Source organism: Mucilaginibacter sp. GW821-FHT07G05 (assembly GCF_059418565.1).
In genome coordinates this window covers 1-19,922 of the sequence record NZ_JBWKQC010000003.1, presented here as the reverse complement: position 1 = coordinate 19,922, position 19,922 = coordinate 1, and the positions used below count along the sequence as shown (strand labels likewise).

General features: G+C 43.4%; 17 protein-coding genes. 14 read left to right on the top strand and 3 right to left on the bottom strand.

The features are described 5' to 3' along the window. Window positions 1–15: 15 nt before the first annotated feature. From AC07NA_RS08170 to AC07NA_RS08140, 7 genes are all read left to right on the top strand, one after another. Window positions 16–891, top strand: a complete 876-nt coding sequence (locus tag AC07NA_RS08170; RefSeq protein ID WP_494897146.1) for a hypothetical protein — start codon at window positions 16–18, stop codon at window positions 889–891. Window positions 892–896: 5 nt separating this feature from the next. After that, window positions 897–1,580 carry a response regulator transcription factor gene (locus tag AC07NA_RS08165; protein ID WP_345212357.1) on the top strand — a complete coding sequence of 228 codons (684 nt, stop codon included), beginning with the start codon at window positions 897–899 and terminating at the stop codon, window positions 1,578–1,580. A 4-nt stretch (window positions 1,581–1,584) separates the two neighbouring features. After that, window positions 1,585–2,913, top strand: a complete 1,329-nt coding sequence (locus AC07NA_RS08160; RefSeq protein WP_494897145.1) for a sensor histidine kinase — start codon at window positions 1,585–1,587, stop codon at window positions 2,911–2,913. Window positions 2,914–3,127: 214 nt separating this feature from the next. Further along, entirely contained in the window at window positions 3,128–3,811 is a 684-nt protein-coding gene (locus tag AC07NA_RS08155; protein WP_345212355.1) for a YiaD family glycine zipper/OmpA-like lipoprotein, read from the top strand. 128 nt (window positions 3,812–3,939) lie between these two features. Next, window positions 3,940–4,335, top strand: coding sequence for an HYC_CC_PP family protein (locus AC07NA_RS08150; protein ID WP_494897144.1), 396 nt, complete (start codon window positions 3,940–3,942; stop codon window positions 4,333–4,335). Between the two features lie 85 nt (window positions 4,336–4,420). Then, window positions 4,421–4,918 (top strand): heavy-metal-associated domain-containing protein, encoded by a 498-nt coding sequence (locus AC07NA_RS08145; protein ID WP_494897143.1) that lies wholly within the window; start codon window positions 4,421–4,423, stop codon window positions 4,916–4,918. A 322-nt stretch (window positions 4,919–5,240) separates the two neighbouring features. Then, window positions 5,241–6,041, top strand: a complete 801-nt coding sequence (locus AC07NA_RS08140) for a hypothetical protein (protein ID WP_494897142.1) — start codon at window positions 5,241–5,243, stop codon at window positions 6,039–6,041. Window positions 6,042–6,141: 100 nt separating this feature from the next. Here the strand turns inward: AC07NA_RS08140 and AC07NA_RS08135 are convergent, their stop codons facing one another. Further along, window positions 6,142–6,675: a YfiT family bacillithiol transferase gene (locus tag AC07NA_RS08135; RefSeq protein ID WP_494897141.1), complete on the bottom strand. Its 534-nt coding sequence runs from the start codon at window positions 6,673–6,675 to the stop codon at window positions 6,142–6,144. A gap of 66 nt (window positions 6,676–6,741) precedes the next feature. On the opposite strand from AC07NA_RS08135, the gene AC07NA_RS08130 reads away from it, so the two are divergent. Next, window positions 6,742–8,556: an FAD-dependent oxidoreductase gene (locus AC07NA_RS08130; protein WP_494897140.1), complete on the top strand. Its 1,815-nt coding sequence runs from the start codon at window positions 6,742–6,744 to the stop codon at window positions 8,554–8,556. A gap of 89 nt (window positions 8,557–8,645) precedes the next feature. Here AC07NA_RS08130 and AC07NA_RS08125 read toward each other — a convergent pair whose 3' ends face one another. Both AC07NA_RS08125 and AC07NA_RS08120 read right to left on the bottom strand, forming a co-directional pair. Further along, entirely contained in the window at window positions 8,646–9,668 is a 1,023-nt protein-coding gene (locus AC07NA_RS08125; RefSeq protein ID WP_494897139.1) for a hypothetical protein, read from the bottom strand. 71 nt (window positions 9,669–9,739) lie between these two features. Continuing rightward, entirely contained in the window at window positions 9,740–10,249 is a 510-nt protein-coding gene (locus AC07NA_RS08120) for a GNAT family N-acetyltransferase (RefSeq protein ID WP_494897138.1), read from the bottom strand. Between the two features lie 57 nt (window positions 10,250–10,306). Between AC07NA_RS08120 and AC07NA_RS08115 the strand changes: the two genes are divergently transcribed. The 6 genes from AC07NA_RS08115 to AC07NA_RS08090 all read left to right on the top strand — a co-directional run bounded on the left by AC07NA_RS08115 (window position 10,307) and on the right by AC07NA_RS08090 (window position 19,550). After that, window positions 10,307–10,726 carry a hypothetical protein gene (locus tag AC07NA_RS08115; RefSeq protein WP_494897137.1) on the top strand — a complete coding sequence of 140 codons (420 nt, stop codon included), beginning with the start codon at window positions 10,307–10,309 and terminating at the stop codon, window positions 10,724–10,726. A 102-nt stretch (window positions 10,727–10,828) separates the two neighbouring features. Then, on the top strand, window positions 10,829–11,293 hold the full coding sequence (gene rimP, locus AC07NA_RS08110; protein ID WP_345212346.1) for a ribosome assembly cofactor RimP: 465 nt from the start codon (window positions 10,829–10,831) through the stop codon (window positions 11,291–11,293). 4 nt (window positions 11,294–11,297) lie between these two features. Further along, the gene (gene nusA, locus AC07NA_RS08105) at window positions 11,298–12,533 is read left to right on the top strand and encodes a transcription termination factor NusA (RefSeq protein WP_345212345.1); all 1,236 of its coding nucleotides are present in this window, start codon (window positions 11,298–11,300) and stop codon (window positions 12,531–12,533) included. Between the two features lie 64 nt (window positions 12,534–12,597). Next, the gene (gene infB / locus AC07NA_RS08100; RefSeq protein WP_494897136.1) at window positions 12,598–15,663 is read left to right on the top strand and encodes a translation initiation factor IF-2; all 3,066 of its coding nucleotides are present in this window, start codon (window positions 12,598–12,600) and stop codon (window positions 15,661–15,663) included. Between the two features lie 1,310 nt (window positions 15,664–16,973). After that, the gene (locus tag AC07NA_RS08095) at window positions 16,974–17,339 is read left to right on the top strand and encodes a BlaI/MecI/CopY family transcriptional regulator (RefSeq protein WP_494897135.1); all 366 of its coding nucleotides are present in this window, start codon (window positions 16,974–16,976) and stop codon (window positions 17,337–17,339) included. Window positions 17,340–17,357: 18 nt separating this feature from the next. Continuing rightward, window positions 17,358–19,550 carry a M56 family metallopeptidase gene (locus AC07NA_RS08090; RefSeq protein ID WP_494897134.1) on the top strand — a complete coding sequence of 731 codons (2,193 nt, stop codon included), beginning with the start codon at window positions 17,358–17,360 and terminating at the stop codon, window positions 19,548–19,550. Window positions 19,551–19,922 lie beyond the last annotated feature (372 nt).

Sequence of the window (19,922 nt, the reverse complement as noted above, 5' to 3'; positions counted from 1 at the left end):
CCATTTTTTTTACAGATGAAGCATCTTGGCCTATTACTCTTATTAACAACCTTTACCGTTGCAGCTAACGCCGCAGCCGAGCCATCGCTTTTTCTAAAAAATACCGTACGTTTTGCTGCCGACAGCGATACCATCATCCGCAAAAAATCAATATCTGTTGGGGTAAGCTATGGTAACGATGCTATATTTTTCGGTCGTACCGGCCCTGTAAAATACCCTTTTGTAACTACCGATGTTATTTATAATGATAAGTCGGGTTTGTTTATTTACGGTTCGGGGCTTAAGGTTTTAGGTTACGATCCGCTGTTTGATGAAATTGACCTGGGTGGCGGATATTTTTACAAGTTCAATAAAAAGTTTTCGGGTTCTATCAGTTACACCCGCTTTATCTTCAATAATTCGGCACGTATCATTAAATCGTCGGCATCAAACGATATCAACTTTAAAAACTCGTACGATTGGAAGTTTGCCAAAACCAGTGTAGTAGCCGATTTCCTGTTCGGTAAATCGCATGATTTTTTCCTTACGCTGAGCCAGTCGAAAATGATTGAGCCCAACTGGAGCATTTTCAGCGATAACGATTACCTTACCATTAACCCATCGTTCAACGTAATTTTCGGTACGCAAAATTTTGTAGATAAATACTCGAACGACCGGTTTTACAGGCTCAACCTGGCAAGCATATACGGCACCAAAGGGCCGCCTAAAGACCAGGACAACGGCCGTTTCGCGGTGCTTAACTATTACATAAAAGTGCCTATAGCTTACAACATGCCCCATTATACCATTGAGGCCGCCTACCGCTACTCAATACCCGTTAATGTTGAAAACATGCTGATGAATAAACACGCATCATTTTTTAATTTAACTTTTTATTATTTGTTTTATTAGGGCTGATGAATGTACTGATAGTAGAGGATGAAAAAGCGCTGGCCAGGGAGCTCGAAATATTCCTGACCAATTATAATTATATCTGCGAGATATGCCATACCGGGGCATCGGCATCTGAAAAGATAGCGGTAAACCTGTACGATTTCATCCTGCTCGATCTTGGTTTGCCCGATTATGAGGGGCTGAATCTGCTGAAAGAGGCCAAAACAAATAACCCCGAAGCAGCCTGCATTATTCTGACCGCCCGTGCCGAGATCAGCGACCGCATTACAGGGCTTGATCTGGGGGCCGATGATTACCTGCCAAAGCCATTTTCGCTGCTTGAATTGCAAAGCCGTATGCAGGCCATTACCCGCCGCAAATTCGGCATTAAGCATAATATTGTTTCGCTGGGCGATTTCTTGATCAACCTTACCGAACGGGTGATCAGCTATGACAACGCGCCCATCAGCACCATTACTAAAAAGGAGTTCGACCTGATAGCTTACCTTATTCTGCATAAAAACCGCACGCTAACCCGTAACCAGTTGAGCGAACATATTTGGGGCAGCGTGGTTAATGATGATTACGACTCTAATTATATTGACGCGCATATTAAAAACATCCGCAAAAAATTAAATGCCTTCGCCCCGCCCAACTGGCTCGAAACCGTACGGGGCCTGGGTTATAAGATCACCGTAAACCAGTAGCACCTTGAAGCTGAACACCAAACTCACCCTGTTTAATACCATATCAAAACTGGTAATAGTGGTGTTCTTTGTTGCTTTACTGCCTACCCTCATCACCAAGATCAACATTAACTATACCGATAGTAAGCTGATCAAACAAAAAGAAAAGGTATTACAAATTGTAAACACCCTTGGTATTGGCAACTACATTACCGATGGCGAAAGCTACGGCAGCTATACCCTTTTAAAGGAAGAATACATCAGTTTGGATGAAGTGGCCCCAGACCAGCGGATGGACACTATACAAAACGAACGCCGCATTGTGGAGGGCGATACCATACAATACCGCATTTTAAGCCACACCTTCCATGTAAATAAAAAGAACTACCTGCTGGAAGTTGGTAAAAGCGTGGACACGCTCGACGACACCAGCGGTCCGCTGCAAAATATCGCTTTCCAGGTGTTGGTGAGTATGATCTTGCTGACTATTTTGGCCGATCAACTGTACTCCAACTATGTGCTGCGCCCTTTGCGGCTCATTATTAAAACCAAACTGGTGGGCACTAAATTCCCGTCCTTTGGTTCGTACCGAAAGATCAGGACTACCACGGCCGATTTTCAGCACCTCGATATCAGCATTCACCGCATGATTGAAACCCTTGCCGATAAATTTCAGAAAGAGCGCGAATTTATCAGCAATGCCTCGCACGAATTGATGACGCCAATCTCTATACTGCAATCAAAAATTGAGAACATGGTAGATGAGGAAGGCATTGCCGACGATATGAAAGTGCGCCTGCTGGAGATGCAAAAGATCCTCAACCGTTTAAAAAGTATCACCAAAACGCTGCTGCTGATATCGCAAATTGAGAACGAGCAGTTTATCAAGGAAGATACCATCCCGGTTAAAGATTTGCTGGTAGAGGTTTATGAAGAGATTTCCATTCGCCTCGAACAAAAAAATGTTCAGTTGAATATTGATGTACCCGATAACTGGGTGCTTTACCATATTAACAAGTTCTTGCTGTTCAACCTATTTTTCAACCTGATAAATAACGCCATTAAGTACAACCACGAAGGGGGCAGCATCACCATCAACGGAACTATGGACAGCAAAGGCCTGAGCATTAACATTACCGATACCGGTATAGGCATAAGCGAAGAAGACCTGCCATATATATTCAACCGTTTTAAAAAGCTCAAGCAATCTTTACAGCAGGATAGTTTTGGCTTGGGCCTGCCCATTGTACGCTCCATAGCCGATTTTCACCAGATAAAGATCGAGGTAACGTCTGTAAAAAATGAGGGCAGCGTATTCAAATTGATCATCCCGCGCAATTTGGTGGCGCATTAAAAAAACTAATATGTTGTACTAAAATATAGCCACAATTTCAGCTACGGCTAATTTGTCAGGCATTAGGCTCTTAAAAGTTTATCGTAAATATTAAAAAAATAAAGTGATAGTATTTAATACCCTAAAATAAATACTGAACAGACTTTTAAACCTTTTTGGCATTGGCTTTGTCAATGTAGTAGTATAAATAACCAGATCAGATACATATATCGTTATGAAAACTCTAAGATTAAAAATAGCTACGTATAGCATCGCATTAGCGTCATTAGGCGTAATTTTCTCAGGATGCGATTCTTTGACCAAAACTCAGAAAGGTGCGGCCATTGGTGCAGGTGCCGGTGGTACTTTAGGTGCATTTATAGGTAAAGCGGCAGGTAATACTGCTTTGGGTGCCGTAATTGGTGGTGCCGTGGGTGGTACAGCCGGTGCTTTTATCGGTCGTAAAATGGACAGGCAAGCTGCCGAAATTAAACAAACTGTACCGGGCGCTACCGTAACCCGCGAAGGTGAGGGTATTATTGTAAAATTTGATTCGGGTATTTTGTTCGATGTAGATAAAACAGCTTTAAAATCGGCTGCGCAAACTAACCTGCAAAACTTAGCTACCTCATTAAAAAACAACCCGCAAACCAATATATCGGTTATCGGTCATACTGATGATACCGGTTCTGACAGCCACAACATGGATCTTTCGGTTAGAAGGGCGCAAGCTGTAAAATCATATATTACATCAAACGGTGTTGAGGGCTCACGCTTAAGCACAGTTGGTAAAGGTGAAGGCGAGCCTATCGGCGATAACAAAACAGTTGAGGGCCGTGCTCAAAACCGTAGGGTAGAGATTGTAATTGTGGCTAACGACGCTTTGAAACAAGAAGCAAAAACACAATCAGGTCAATAATCTTTTTAATCAATACATTGTTAATTGTGAAGCCTTTGCCATTTTGGCAAGGGCTTTTTTGTTGTATAACAACCTGCATTTAAATGTTAAATAACTTGCTATAAACTATTATAATAGTAAATTTGTACATGCTCAAAAAATCGGGGATCATATTATTGCTGCTGCTGTACATTGCTACAGTGCCCGGCTTTGCCCTGAATTTGCATTATTGCGGTAAAAAGATAGCATCTGTAAAGATAGATCTGCCTGCCAAAAAATGCGGCCCAACCGAGGCTAAAAGCAAAATGAAATGCTGCCAGGATAAGCAGATAGACGTTAAAGTAAAAGATGTACACCAGGCCGAAAAGTCGACCTCCATCTTTGCCAAGCTTTTCTCGTTCGATATGCCTGCTCTGCCGTTTGAAGATTTCATCTTCTCATCGCAAAAAGCATTATCACAAAAACTGTTTGACCGCGGCCCTCCCCCGCCCGACAAAGCAGCAAAAGTCCCTGTATTCATCAAGAATTGCAATCTCCGTATCTGATCAGTAATTTTTATTGGCTCAAAATTATTTGCGCGGCATAATGCCATGCGCTTAACTATTTATTCCATTTTAAAAATTACTGATAATGAAAACCCTAAAAATATTTTTAGCCATTATGGCTATATCTGTTGGCGTGGCCAACGCCCAATTCACCAAAGCCGAATTACAAGTTAGCGGCCTTACCTGCTCCATGTGTTCAAGAGCTACCGAAAAAGCCCTGCGCTCGCTCGATTTCATCAGCGATATTAAACCCGACCTTAACCGCAACATCTTTGTGATCACCTTTAAAAAGGATGCCCCCGTAAACTTTGATATGCTAAGCAAAAAGGTAGAAAATGCCGGCTTCGCGGTAAATACCCTAAAAGCTACATTCAACTTTGCCAATACCCAGGTTAACGATAACATGTTCAACTATTCGGGTAATCATTTCCATTTTGTTAATGCCGATAACAAACAGCTTAATGGCCCGGTAGCTATCACATTTGTTGATAAAGGCCTTGCATCAACCGCGGTCGCCAAAAAATACATGGGGCATAAACCAGCCGTGGGCGATGGTAAAAAGGTGTATTGTGTGGTTATATAATATAGCACGCAATCTATCTGCATTATGTATCGGTTTGTTCCGAAGGGCAATGTTGTTAGGTTGAAACCGCTTTAATTAACTCACCCCGACTACGCTTCGCTGGTCGACCCTCTCTGCGCAAGCGCAAAGAGGGTTGAAAAAATCAAAAATCCTTCTTTGCGCAGCAGAGAAGGTGGTCGAGCGAAGCTAAGACCGGATGAGTAATCATCGTCGATTTTAACCCCTTAACATTGTCTCATATTGGCTACCGATTTGTAGATGCTTATTTACATTTATTCATGCTTCATAAGGAGCTACCCATCATTGGTTACCCCCATTCCTCATGAAAAAAATACTATTAGCAAGCCTGTTAATGCTGCTAACCCATATCCTGCATGCGCAGGAACTTTATGTAAATACCGAACCTGCCAGCAATATGGCCACGCGATCGTTAGGTATACGGTTAGAGAACCAGGGCTTTTTTAAACCCGATTATAAAAATCGCACCACGCTCGAAGTGATGTACGGTGCCAGCAAAAGTTTGATGGTGCATGGCTCCGCTTATGTTTCTGATTATTATCAAAGCAAGCAGCGTTTAGAAGGTGGCAGCGTATATGCCAAATACCGTTTCCTGTCGATAGATACTGTGCAACGGCATTTTCGCGGGGCTGTTTTCGCCAAGGCGTCTACCATTAATAACCCCATTGTTAACCAGGAAATTTCGCTCGAAGGTGATAATACCGGCATCCAAACCGGCCTGGTGTTCACTCAACTGTTACATAAACTGGCCATATCGGGTTCCGCGAGTTATTTGCGGGCATTTGATAACCGGGGTAATTACCACCTGCCACAGGCAAACGCGGCGAGCAGTATAGGTTATACCCTATCTGCCGGTTACCTTTTGTTACCCAAAACGTATAAAGATTACGACCAAACCAACGTCAACCTTTATGTTGAGCTGTTAGGTAAAAACAATCCCGGTTACGGCCAAAGCTATTTGGATGTAGCTCCATCGGTGCAGTTCATCTTTAACAGTATCTTCCGGGTCGATCTATCGTATCGTACACCTGTATACAATAGTATGGAAAGAAACAGCAAGAATATGTACCTGATCAGGCTGGAGTATAATATTTTCGGGCTGTAATTGTTTAGAAACAAGAGTTAAGATTCAGGAATCAGGACGAATGGCGTAATCTTATGTCCTGATTCTTTAATCTCGTTTCTTGAATCTCGATTCTTGCCTCTCAAACAAACTTTTTCTTCGTTTCCGTTATGTGCGCTAAATGGTGCCGGCCATGCCATGAGTAGGTGGCCAGTGTTTTTTTGAGTGAGTTGCTTGCACCGGTTTCGGGGTGAATGAAGGTGCGTTCCCATTCATTTTCGGTAAAGCTTTCAAAGAGGGCTATCATGCGCTGATGGATGCCTTCCAGCATTTTCAGGGATGGTTCAACAGCGAGGCGATAGTCGGGTTGCAGTGCCCAATAGGCTTCCTCGTAAGGTTTTATGGTGGGGTTATCTTCGGTAAGGGCAAGCTTTATACGGGTGATGCTATTCATATGGCTATCGGCAACATGGTGTACAACCTGGCGTAATGTCCAGCCGCCGGTACGGTATGGGGTGTTCAGCTCGTCTTCACTAAGGCCAATAACCGCCTGGCGCAGCAGGCCGGGCAACATACGTATATCATTGGTCCATTTGCGTATATCATCAACGGTGTAAGATGCAGGTGGGCTAAATTTTCCTATGGGGTAGCGCATTTGCTCGTCGGTAAGTGCCATAAATATATTTTGTGGTTAAGTAAGCTTTTAAGCAATTTAGCGTTTTGTATCTATTATTAAAACCTGATGATAAAAAAGTTACTCCTGCTGTGTTTCCTTCTACAATGTACTATCAGTTATGCCGAAACCATTAAAACCGATGTACTGGTTATTGGCGGCGGCGCGGCGGGCGTGGCGGCAGCCATACAAAGTTCGCGAAGCAACCTGAAAACCATGCTGGTAGAGCAAGGCCCATGGCTTGGCGGCAGCATGACCAGCGGAGGCTTCTGCATACTGGATGCCAACCGCAATGTTAAAACCGGCATCTGGGCCGAGTTTCGTAAACATGTGGTTAATTTTTATAAAAAAACACCGGGTTATGATACCACTCAAAACGCCGTTCTCCGCTTTGAGCCATACACCGGCGCGGCCATCCTGAAAAAGATCACAGATACCGTAAAGCGACTTACCGTAAAATTAAACACGCCGTTCACCTCCGTAAAAAAAGATGGCACAGGCTGGGAGGTTGAAATTACGGTCGACAACAAACCGGTAACCATAAAAGCCCGCGTACTGATAGATGGAACCGAAACCGCCGACGTTGCCACCATGGCCGGCGCTGTCTTTAATACAGGAACTGACAGTCGCGCCGCGACAGGCGAAGGTTTAGCACCCGAAACCGCGACAGACCAAATACAGAACATTAACTTTTTAGCCATACTGAAAGATAACGGCCGGGCTGCCGACAGAACCATCAAAAAACCAGAAGGCTACAACCCCGAAGCATACAGCTGCTTAAAAGGCATCGATATAAAAAAGCTTTTAAACGATAGTAAGATCCTGAACGATAAATACCTGCTTAACTGCTGCGCCAACCAATACCCGGTAACGGCTGATGCGTTGAAACCCGAAAACAGAGCCGCCACTTTTGCCAAAGCAAGGCTGCATACCTTGGGCATGGTGTATTACCTGCAAACAGTGCTGGGTTATAAAAATATGAGTTTGGAGGAATACCCAACACCAGATCACCTGCCATATATGCCCATCATTCGTGAGTATAAAAGAGCGAAGGGTATTATCCAGTTAACGCTTAACGATATTTATACCCCGTACGACAGGCCAACAAAACTATACCGTACCGCGATAGCAGTGGCCGATGCACTGCCAACGCAGGCCTATAGCGCAAACGGACTAACAGTTAACTATCTCCCATTCCCTGCTTATACTATACCTTTGGGTGCTATAGTGGCGGCTAACCAAAGCAACTTGCTGCTTACCGAAAAAGCGCTATCAGTAACACACCTTGTAAACGCATCCGCCGCCGACCCGGCCGTACAAATGACTTTAGGGCAAGGCGTGGGCGCCACTGCCGCTTACCTCGCTTTCTTTAAAACGGATACTAAAAACTTAAACGTAAGAATAATACAGGGCGAGGTGTTAGATCATAAAGGCTATATATTCCCGCTGGCCGATGTGGCGTTTGACGATCCTTATTTCCGTTCGATACAGCAAATTTGTGTTACCGGTTTACTAAAAGGTATACAGAAGGTAAACGGCAACAGCGCGCAAATTTATTTTGAGCCCGATGCCCCGGTAAACACCGAAGACATAAAGCCCATACTTACCGAAACTTATACACGTACCTTTTTGTGGTTCAACAAAAACAAAACAGCAGAGAAGTTTACGCTGGGTAACCTGCTGTCTTTCATCTGCGAGATCACGCTGAACGATCCGGAAACTTTCCAGGCCACCCTGCAAAAAACATGGAAAACCAAGTATAAATTCAAAACCGACTTTGACGTAAACAGACCGGTAACCCGTTACGAGTTCGCGGCCTTAACTAACAAGTTTTTAAACCCGTTTGCCCGCAAAGTTGATATCACCGGCAGGGTGATCAATTAAAGGAATTGCAGTAATTAAAAAGGGTTTCACATTGATTAATGCGAAACCCTTTTTTTTATTTGTTAACCTTATAAAAGTTAGCGGTTCATTTAGTCGTTCCTGGTTAAAGTTAATTCGTTACTGCCTTCAACAAAACTTGTACCGCCTGTAGCATGTATAACGTTATTTAAAGTTGTGAAGCAAAGTGCAGCCTTTAAAGTACGTACGTAAGTATCGGTATAATTAGGTGTATCAGAACAAGCGCCCGGCTCTATCAGTACGCTCACATTACCGGTTACTACACCTTTAGAGGTGCTGATATTGCTGTATGTTAACATTTTGCCTTCTGCTGTATTAGTGCCGGCATTTACCTTGCCATCAAGGGTGTAACCATTTCCCGTACCGGTCACTATAATAATGCCGTTAATCTGGCGTATAGCTTTATTATCATCAACAAATAATAAGGTGCCTGTTTTTTTGTCCCATAGTTTTTCCGGGCAAGTAAAGGCCGCGGTTAAACTGCCAAAGCAAGTACCCGGTGTTTGCATACTGCTGTTTACTACAGGGTAAGTTCCGGTTAACAATGTAACTTTCTGCGCAGTTACAGGTTTTGCAATATAAATAGTTCCGGCAACGCCTCTGTTTTCTACAGGCTCAATTATAGTGGCGGCAGACTGATCGGCAGTTGTAATGCTACCATCGCCATTTAAATCGGCAGCTTTTGGCCAGCCAATATACGGAACCGGCTGACCGCTTATTTCAGCAATTTCAGCATCTGTTTTTAAAACACCCGCTATTTGATAACCTTCAAATATGTTTGTTGATGTGTTTTTAATCACCTTAACATAATACTTGCTTTTAAAAGCAACATCAACAACCACCTGGCCGGCATCATCAGTATTTTGTGTGTAAACCGGTTTGTCGCTGGTTAAAGCAGCCTCGCTGTCATAAAATTTAACAGTAGCACCTGTTACAGCTTGAAATGAATTATTGGCAGAGTTCCATGTATCGATGTCCTGCACCAATATAACTATCGATGTTTTATTAGCATTCGGATCGTTGTTTTTACTGCAACTTGTAAATTGAGTGATGAGAGCTACAGCGATAACAAAAAAAGTAAGTGTTTTCTTCATGTCAGTTAATAGAAAATAGTTATTAAGGTCTAAAAATAATGATATTTTTCTTAATACTTAATATATATAATTTATCGTGCTGCGTAAACATGTTCATCCATCACCACATTATTTTTAATTACCGATTGATTGATGACGCCCTGTTTTTTATACCCGGCCTTTTCAAGTACCCGCATTGATTTTGGATTGCCGCCCAGCACAAAGGCCAGTATATTAATAATGTCCAAATTTTGAAAGGCATAGTCGGTTATGAGCCTGATGGCTTGGGGCATTATGCCTTTACCCCAGTGGTGTTCGGCCAGCCAATATCCTAACAGCGGCGTTTTACGATATACATCATGCCGAAAATCGAGCCCGATCACACCGGCTACTTCTCCGTCAACCACTATCGGAAAATTGGTTATCGGGGTTTCATCTTTTTTGAGGCCGATAAAAGTTATCGCGTCGGTAAGCGAATAGGGATACGGAAACCTGTCAAGCAGGCAACCCGATACATTGGGGTTATCCGCATGCTTTTGTAAGGCGACGGCATCATCTGTTTGCCATCGGCGTAAAATAAAATTGGCACCGGTAAGTATCATGCTATTGTTGTATGGGTATAAAAATAATTAATTGGCTAAATTGCCGCGGTAAAAATCATGAAAAAGATAGCGCCGTTTTTATTGTTATGCTGCATGGGTTGTGCCGAAAAGCAGGCCAATCAAACCATACAAATAAGCCTGACCAATGATCATAAAACGGCAAAGTTTGCAGGCCTTAACGGCGATGTGGCACATGAGATAGAGCGTGATACAACAATAGCCAAATGGCAAAACCTCCTACCGGTTTACCGCATGCCGGCCGATACCGATCTGAAAGATTTTCAGCCCCAGCAGCCCGGCGTGTATAAACTGGTGCAAAACCATGTATTTTTCACTCCCGATACAGCCTTTGTAACCGGACAAACTTATTTTGTACGCTTTTACCATTACAGCGAGGGCGGCACCAGCTGGGATATGCTGAGCCGCAAAAACAAACCCGGCCAACACCCTTATACCGATTTGATTTTTAAGCCCTAAAGCACTTGAAAAACAGATAAAAATTATTATATTTGCAGTCGAATTAAAAAGAGGGGGCCTTAGCCCCCTCTTTTATTTTACCAATCAAACGGAAAACGGACAATGAATATTGAAAAACGTGTTACCGAGCTGGTTGAGGAGAAAATTGCAGATAAGCCCAACCTGTTCCTGGTTGATATAAAATTTCAGCCGGGTGGCAAACTTATAGTACTGGTTGATGGTGATAACGGCATCGGAATTGATGATTGCGTGCAGATTAGCAAACACGTAGGCTTTCATCTCGAAGAAGAAAACGTGATAGAAACACCCTATAACCTGGAGGTTTCATCACCCGGTATCGATACACCATTAACAACCTTAAGGCAGTACAACAAAAACATTGGGCGGCAATTATCCATTACAACCACCGTTGGTACCAAAAGAGAAGGCAAGCTGATAGCGGCTGATGAAAACACTATCACCATTGAAGAAAAAGTAAAAGAAAAAGGGAAGAAGGCTGAAAATATTGAAAGCGCCATCCCCTTTGATCAAATAACAGAAACAAAAGTTATAATATCATTCAAGTAAAGAAATGAGCAATATTAATTTAATTGATTCTTTTCAGGAATTTAAAGATTTCAAGAACATTGACCGCCCTACCATGATGAGCGTTCTGGAAGATGTTTTCAGAAGCATGATCAGGAAAAAATATGGCACTGATGAGAATTGCGACGTAATTGTGAACACGGATAACGGTGACCTTGAAATATGGCGCACGCGCACAGTTATGGAAGATGGCTTTAGTGAGGATGATGACCTGGAAATAGAACTGGCAGAAGCGCATAAATTTGATGCCGACCTTGAAGTGGGCGACGAATATGTAGAGCTGATCACGCTGGAAAGCTTTGGTCGCCGTGCTATACTTGCTGCACGCCAAACGCTTGTTTCTAAGATATTAGAACTTGAAAAAGACGAAATATTCAAAAAATATAAAGATAGAGTAGGTGAAATTGTAACAGGCGAAGTTTACCAGGTTTGGAAAAAAGAAACGCTTGTGCTTGATGATGAAGGTAACGAGTTGCTATTACCTAAAACCGAGCAAATACCTGCCGACTACTTTAAAAAAGGCGACAGCGTAAAAGCGGTGGTACATAAAGTGGATATGCTGAACAGCAATCCTAAAATTATTATATCACGTACCGCGCCTGAGTTTTTACAACGTTTGTTTGAATTGGAAGTGCCTGAAATTTTTGATGGCTTAATCACTATCAAAAAAATTGTACGTGAACCCGGCGAAAGGGCCAAAGTTGCGGTTGAATCATACGACGACCGTATTGACCCTGTAGGTGCCTGCGTAGGTATGAAAGGATCACGTATACATGGTATTGTACGCGAGTTAAAGAACGAAAATATTGATGTTATAAACTTTACCAACAATATTCAGTTATATATACAGCGTGCTTTATCACCTGCCAAAATCATGTCTATTAAGTTAGATGATGAGAAGAAAACGGCAGCGGTATACTTAAAGCCAGACCAGGTATCACTGGCCATTGGCCGCGGCGGGCACAATATTAAGCTTGCAGGTAAACTAACCGGTTATGAAATTGATGTTTACCGCGAGGCAGATGAATTGGATGAGGATGTGGATATTGAAGAATTTTCAGATGAGATTGACAGCTGGATTATTGACGAATTTAAACGTGTTGGTTTAGATACCGCAAAATCTGTACTGGGCTTAACAATTGGTGAGCTGGTGAAGCGTACCGACCTTGAAGAGGAAACCATCAAAGAAGTTATGTCAATATTACAAGCCGAGTTTGAATAAAAATGATTAACCGGAATTAAAATCGTATTTTTGCACAACTTATAAGCAGAGAAAAGAGTAATAAATGTCAGAAGACAAATCAATAAAATTATTTAAGGCAGCAAAGGAGCTGAATATAGGAACAGGTACAATTGTCGATTTCCTTGGATCGAAGGGTTATAAAATTGATAAAAACCCGGCGGCTAAGCTTGACGGTGACATGTACGATGCCCTGTTGAAGGAATTTGCTGTTGACAAGATTATTAAGGAAGAAGCCAAACAGATCAGCATCGGCAAGATCAGAAAGGAAGAAACCGTTCAAACGCCTGAAAAACCTGTTGAAAACAGGCGCTCACGCGAGTTTGAGAACGAAGAGATCCTGATCAAGAATGCCGGCCAGTTTGCATCGCCGCAGGTTGAAAAACCTAAACCGGCCGCAGAGCCTGCGCCCGAAAAAACAGACGACCGTAACGATGCCCTGCCGGGTGTAAAGGTTGTTGGCAAAATTGACCTTAACAATCTTAATGCAAGGCCTGTAGCGCCTGCAGAAAAAGCCCCGGTGGCCGAAGCGCCAAAACCGGAACCTGCACCGGCACCTGTTGTTACCCCGCAGCCTGAACCAAAGGCAGAGGTAAAACAACCAGAGCCTGCACCGATACCAACACCAGCACCTGTTGTGGTTGAAAAGAAAGAAGTGCCGGCCCCGGAACCTCCTAAAATTGAAGCGCCAAAACCGGTTGAACAACCAAAAGCTGAAGCGCCTAAACCGGAGCCCGTTGCACCAAAAGCTGAGGAGCCGGTTAAACCTGCTGCACCGGCAAATGATGAACCGGATGTAATACGCGCGAGAGCGCAACGCCTTACCGGCCCTAACATTGTAGGTAAAATTACCCTGCCTGTTAACGAGCCTAAGCGTAACCCGGTAGCTTCATCATCAAATACTAACGCAGATCACAAGCGCAAAAGAAAGCGTAAAGATAACCCGGGCGGACCGCAAGGCGGCCAGGGACATAATCCTAACCAGCAACAAGGTCAGGGTCAGCAAGGCGGTCAGGGTGGTCAAGGCCATCCGGGCGGACAAAATCGCGGACCAGGCCAGGGTGGTCAAGGTGGCGGTAACCGTCCCGATTTCAGGAACAACAATAACAACCGCGGCCCGGGTCAGGGTGGTGGTAACCGTCCCGATTTCAGGAACAACCGTAACGCTCCGCCAAGTACCCCGAAAGAGGAACCTACAGAAAAAGATATACAAGACCAGATTAAGGCAACATTGGCCCGCCTTAGTGGTGCAGGTAAATCGGGTAAATTTGCACAACGTGCAAAATTCCGCCGTCAGAAACGTGATGATGTAGCTGCAAGTGCCGAAGAACTGGCAATGGAGCAGGAACTGCAATCAAAAGTACTGAAGGTTACCGAGTTTGTTACCGCTAACGAGCTGGCATCAATGATGGATGTACCTGTTACACAGATCATCTCTACTTGTATGAGCCTGGGTATGTTCGTATCCATTAACCAAAGGCTTGATGCTGAAACTTTAACTATAGTGGCCGACGAGTTTGGTTACCAGATAGAGTTTGTTAAGCCGCAGGATGAAGAAGCCAATCTGGAGGAAGAAGACAATCCGGATGATTTAATACCACGTGCGCCAATCGTAACCATTATGGGTCACGTTGACCACGGTAAAACATCGTTGCTGGATTTTATACGCAAAACCAACGTAATAGGCGGCGAAGCCGGGGGTATTACCCAGCATATTGGTGCCTACGAAGTTACATTGCCTGAAAATAAAGGAAAGATCACCTTCCTGGATACACCGGGTCACGAAGCGTTTACCGCTATGCGTGCCAGGGGTGCACAGGTAACCGATATAGTTATTATAGTAATTGCTGCCGACGATAGCGTGATGCCGCAAACCCGCGAGGCCATAAACCACGCGCAGGCCGCAGGCGCCCCTATCATCTTCGCTTTCAACAAAATTGATAAGCCGGGAGCAAATGCCGATAAAGTACGTGAGCAACTATCAGCCATGAATATTTTGGTTGAAGAGTGGGGCGGTAAATACCAAACCCAGGAGATATCAGCTAAGACAGGTTTAAATGTTGAGCTGCTGTTAGAAAAAGTATTGCTTGAAGCCGAATTGCTTGAACTGAAAGCTAACCCTAACAAACGTGCCGTAGGTACCGTTATTGAGGCTGCTTTAGATAAAGGCCGTGGTATTGTTACCACCATATTGGTACAGGCCGGCCGCTTAAAAGTGGGTGACCCGATACTGGCAGGCTGTTACAGCGGTCGTGTTAAGGCGCTTACCAACGAACGCGGTCAGCGTGTAGAATCTGCCGGACCATCAACACCTGTACAGGTATTGGGTATGCAGGGCGCACCTACAGCGGGCGATAGGTTTAACGCACTTGAAAGCGAAGTGGAGGCACGTGAAATTGCCAACAAACGCTTGCAATTACAACGCGAACAAGGTTTACGTACACAAAAACACATCACGCTTGATGAGATCGGCCGTCGTTTGGCAGTTGGTAACTTTAAGGAACTTAACATTATTGTTAAGGGTGACGTGGATGGTTCAATCGAGGCCTTGTCAGATTCATTGCTGAAACTGTCTACCGAGCAAATACAGGTTAACATCATATCAAAAGCCGTTGGTCAGATCTCCGAATCCGACGTATTGCTGGCTTCTGCATCTGATGCGATCATCATCGGTTTCCAGGTACGCCCTTCAGGTGGTGCCCGCAAACTGGCCGAAGCAGAGCAAATTGATATCAGGCTTTACTCGATCATCTACGATGCTATCAACGAGATAAAAGCCGCGATGGAAGGTATGCTTGCACCAACCTTTGAAGAGAAGATTGTTGCTAACGTGGAGATCCGCGAAACATTCAAGATCAGCAAAGTGGGTACAATTGCCGGTTGTATGGTATTGGATGGTAAGATTAACCGTAACAGCAAGATCCGTATCATCCGCGAAGGTGTGGTTATCTACACCGGTGAGCTTGCATCCCTTAAACGCTTTAAAGATGACGTTAAGGAAGTTGCAACCGGCTACGAGTGCGGTTTGAACATCCAAAACTTTAACAATATTGAAGTAGGTGACATTGTTGAAGCTTACGAAAATGTTGAAGTAAAACGTAAATTAGCTTAATAACATACGCTAACGATATAGCTAAGGCTTACCTAATGGGTAAGCCTTTTTTGTTTTTATTACCCCTTGTCATTGCGAAGAATGAAGCAATCTCGTCGCGTTCTGCCCATGGTCATATCCAACCCGCCTCATTGCGAGGAACGAAGCAATCTCTACTTAGGCTGTGTTTGTGCTGTGATTAACGTTGGTCTGCTCTTGGGCGCAGCGCCCCATTACTTTTGAGGGCAAAAGTAACAAAACCCTTGTCCAGCAAAAGGCTTCTTTGCCACACAGGGCCTATGCCCTGCAAACCGCGCAGAACTTGGGGCTGGAACTTTTGCCCCGCCGCTCATTTCCTCCCCACATGCAACAAGTTCGCTATGCCCGCCTTTGCGCTCCTGGCCTGCAAAGTTCTGCCCGCTTTCGTCCGAAGCTCTTTGCTGACGGGGAACGAGGCTTACTCTAAAAATCGTGTCATTGCGAGGCACGAAGCAATCGCGAACTATACAGAGCGAACACGCATAACTATGGGATTGCTTCGTTCCCTCGCAATGACAAGTGTGTTTTTATAATGCTTATCATTTATTAAACCGCTCCGCATTTGCGCAACCGGCACTAAAGTTCCGCTCGCTTTTGTCCAAATCCGTTTGTCGACAAAAAGAAATATAATTTATACCTAATGGATTATACTGATTAAAAAAACTTAACTGCCAACGTTAAGTCGTTTCGATATTCTGCGTAGGGTAATGAGCAGGCAAAGTATAAATGAAGCCACGAAGCCCATTATAGATACTGATATAATTAACTGCGTGTACTCAATATGATTAAACTTTGCAATGTATGATACAGTTACGAATGCTACTTGCATCAAAAAAAGTATAAAAAGCAATTTTCTTGTCTTCATAACATAACAATATTTAAGTAGGTTAATTGGCTCAGTATAAATGGTTAATAAATATAGTAATAATAAAAACCAATAAAATGGATTATCCTTTTTTTTACACTATACCTACCCTATGCCTCATTTGCAAATACATAACTAACATGGCACGGCGATTACACCAGTAGATTTGCACTGCCCTCCCCTACCTAAACCCGGGAGTAGCGGATACCGGCCCGTGCCTAATGCCTTGTGCGCGTATGAGCGGATCACGGGGCTATCGGTTACGAGTACCACAGGCACTGATTTTCCAAAAACACCACCGCCCCCTTCATAAATAGGATTCATCCGAGGTTTAAATACAGCTAAATAATATGCTTTGAATAAATAATTAAAAAACATTTGGACAATTACGAAACTTTCGTAGATTTACGAATAATTAGTAATTGCTATGGAAAAATTATCACAACAGGAAGAAGAAACCATGCAGGTTATATGGAAACTGGGGCAGGGTTTTATAAAAGATATACTGGAAATTATGCCCGAACCTAAACCTCCTTACACTACCCTCGCTTCAACCGTGAAGAACCTGGAGAAAAAAGGATTTGTAAAAGGCGAAAAACTGGCCAACTCATATCGGTATTCGCCCGCTATAAAAGCGGAAGAGTATAAGCAGAAATTTATGAAGGGTTTTGTGAACGATTACTTTAAAAGTTCATACAAAGAGCTGATCGCGTTTTTTGCCAAAGAAGAAAAAATAAGCGCCGACGAACTGAAAGAGATCATCAACATGATTGAAAAGGGCGATAAAAAATAAATATAAAACCTAAACATTATGCCTGCATTAATCACCTATATTTTAAAACTGTCGCTCTGTTTGAGCGCCATTTACCTGTTCTATTACCTGGTATTGCGCCGGTTAACCTTCTATAACTGGAACCGCTGGTACCTGGCTGGTTATTCGTTGTTAAGCTTTGCCATACCGTTCATCAATGTATCGCCCATGGTGCAAAAGGTGGCCTTAAAGGAGGAAGCGATAAATTATATACCTGCCATTCAAAATATTGCCGCCGGTAAACAAACGGGGACTATTGTGCAAGATACCGGCCTGCATTTGGATGCCTGGGATATGTTGATGGCTGCCATACTTATAGGTATCACTGCAATGGCCATCAGGATAGTGATGCAATTGATATCCTTCAACCGGATAAAAAAGCGGGCAGTATTGCTGAATGATGATAGCGATACGCCTATTTACCATGTGGACGAGCAGATTATGCCTTTCTCGTTCGGCAAGTCAATATACATTAACCGGGAGATGCACACCGAGCAGGAGCTGGAAGAGATTATTCTGCATGAGTATGTACACGTGGTACAAAAGCACACCATTGATATTTTTATAGGCGAATGCCTGTGCGCGCTCAACTGGTATAATCCTTTCGCCTGGCTGATCAGGCATAGCATTCGCCAAAACCTGGAGTTTATAGCCGATAATGAAGTGCTTAATGCCGGGCTCGATAAAAAGGCTTATCAATACCACCTGCTTAAAGTGGTGGGGATACCCAAATACCGGATTGCAAATCAGTTTAATTTTTCATCCTTAAAAAAACGCATCATGATGATGAACAAAGTAAGAACCGCCAAAATACACCTGCTGAAATTTATGTTCGTGCTGCCTTTGCTGGCGGTGATACTATTAGCCTGTCGCAACAAGCTAAACACTACCGACAATAACATTAAATACGCCATTATATTTTACGATTTGGAAACGAATCAGCCCATACCTAATGTTGAGGTAAAGGGCATTTACAAACCCGTTGACGCATCGTCAGAGGGAGACGGATACATAACTGTGCCTTACACTGTTGGTAAAGACAATACTTTACACGTGAGCCTGAAATTTAATAAGCAAGGCTATATTTATGCGGAAAGACGCTTTGCATATCCTTTTAATAAAGAGAAACCATCTTCGTTGATAGAGCTGATCGGACTACGTAAAACAGCGAGTAAAAATTGCAAGAGTTGTTATGATTTTTTGGCTACCATGTCGACCGCGATCCACAATGATAGCCTGAATACAGAGGCTTGGGCCTTTTACAAATCATACAAAGGCTTTAGATCAAAAGCTGTAAAAGTAATGATGAAGAGGGATTCTGCCGAAAAAGCGGATACCATTGTAAAGCAGAAAGCAGTGCCGGCTACCCAATTAATTGCCCAGGATTCTGTAATAACGGATAAAACAAAAGGCAGGATAACTTTAGTAGGAAACGCGATTTACAACAGCGCCGATATCAGGCTGATGGCAAATGTGATCCAAATTGAGGATTCGTTGAAGACGCTCAAAAACGCGCTAATCCTGATCAATAATAAGGAGACTACGTTTGACGAATTAAAAAAGCTGTCAGCGCAAAAACTTCAAACAGTATTTATTTTCGGCCCGGCCAAAGCACAACCGGTATTTGGAGAAAGAGGTATTAACGGAGTGGTGGAAGTAAAAACATTCGCCGCAGACAAAAAGGCCACTGTAAAAACTAACGTTTCGGCCACACAGAAAGTTTATTCCACTACTGTGCTACGGGCCGATTCGGTAACTTGGAAAACCAACATGAAGACAGCAATTACTTATGGGGCGCTATCCGATAAGACGATCTCTTCTACCGCACCCCAATACCCAACAAAACTTAACAGCGCTGTTAATAAAAACCCAGGAAAGGACGAGAAAAATACAGTCTTCTTAACTGCCGATTCGCTGCTGTGGAAGACTTCAAACAAAGCGATTGTTTTAACAGGCCACGTAATTCAGTACAACAGTCAAAACGAAGCCATTATTAAATTGGATGTTAAGCATGTAAACATCCGGGCGTCATTCCTCGTTGTTAACGGCAACGAGGCCGGCGAAAAACCTTATCTGCTTGGTAAGGATATGGCATGGCGCGTTACCCCACTCAATAAAGAATACGCCCAAAACAAATACGGTGAAAAGGCGGGGGATAATCCGATGGAGTTAACGGCTATAAAGTTAAATTAAGCCTAATTTAGTTATTATTGTCATTGCGAGGAACGAAGCAATCTCATCGCGTTTAGCCCGTTTTCTATCATAGTCGTCATTGCGAGGAACGAAGCAATCTCGTCCCGTTTTAGCCCGTTTTCTATCATAGTCGTCATTGCGAGGAACGAAGCAATCTCTACGTAGGCTGTGCTTGTGCTGTGATTAACGTTAGTCTGCTCTTGGGCGCAGGGCCCCATTACTTTTGTAGCCACAAAAGTAACAAAAAGGCTTGTCCAGCAAAAAGGCTTCTTTGCCGCACGAGGCCATTGCCCTGCCTTTGGTCTTATTAATATCTTTTAAGGCTAATTACTATTGTTGAAATGGGGGATCCAAGGGGGTGTTAAAAACTAA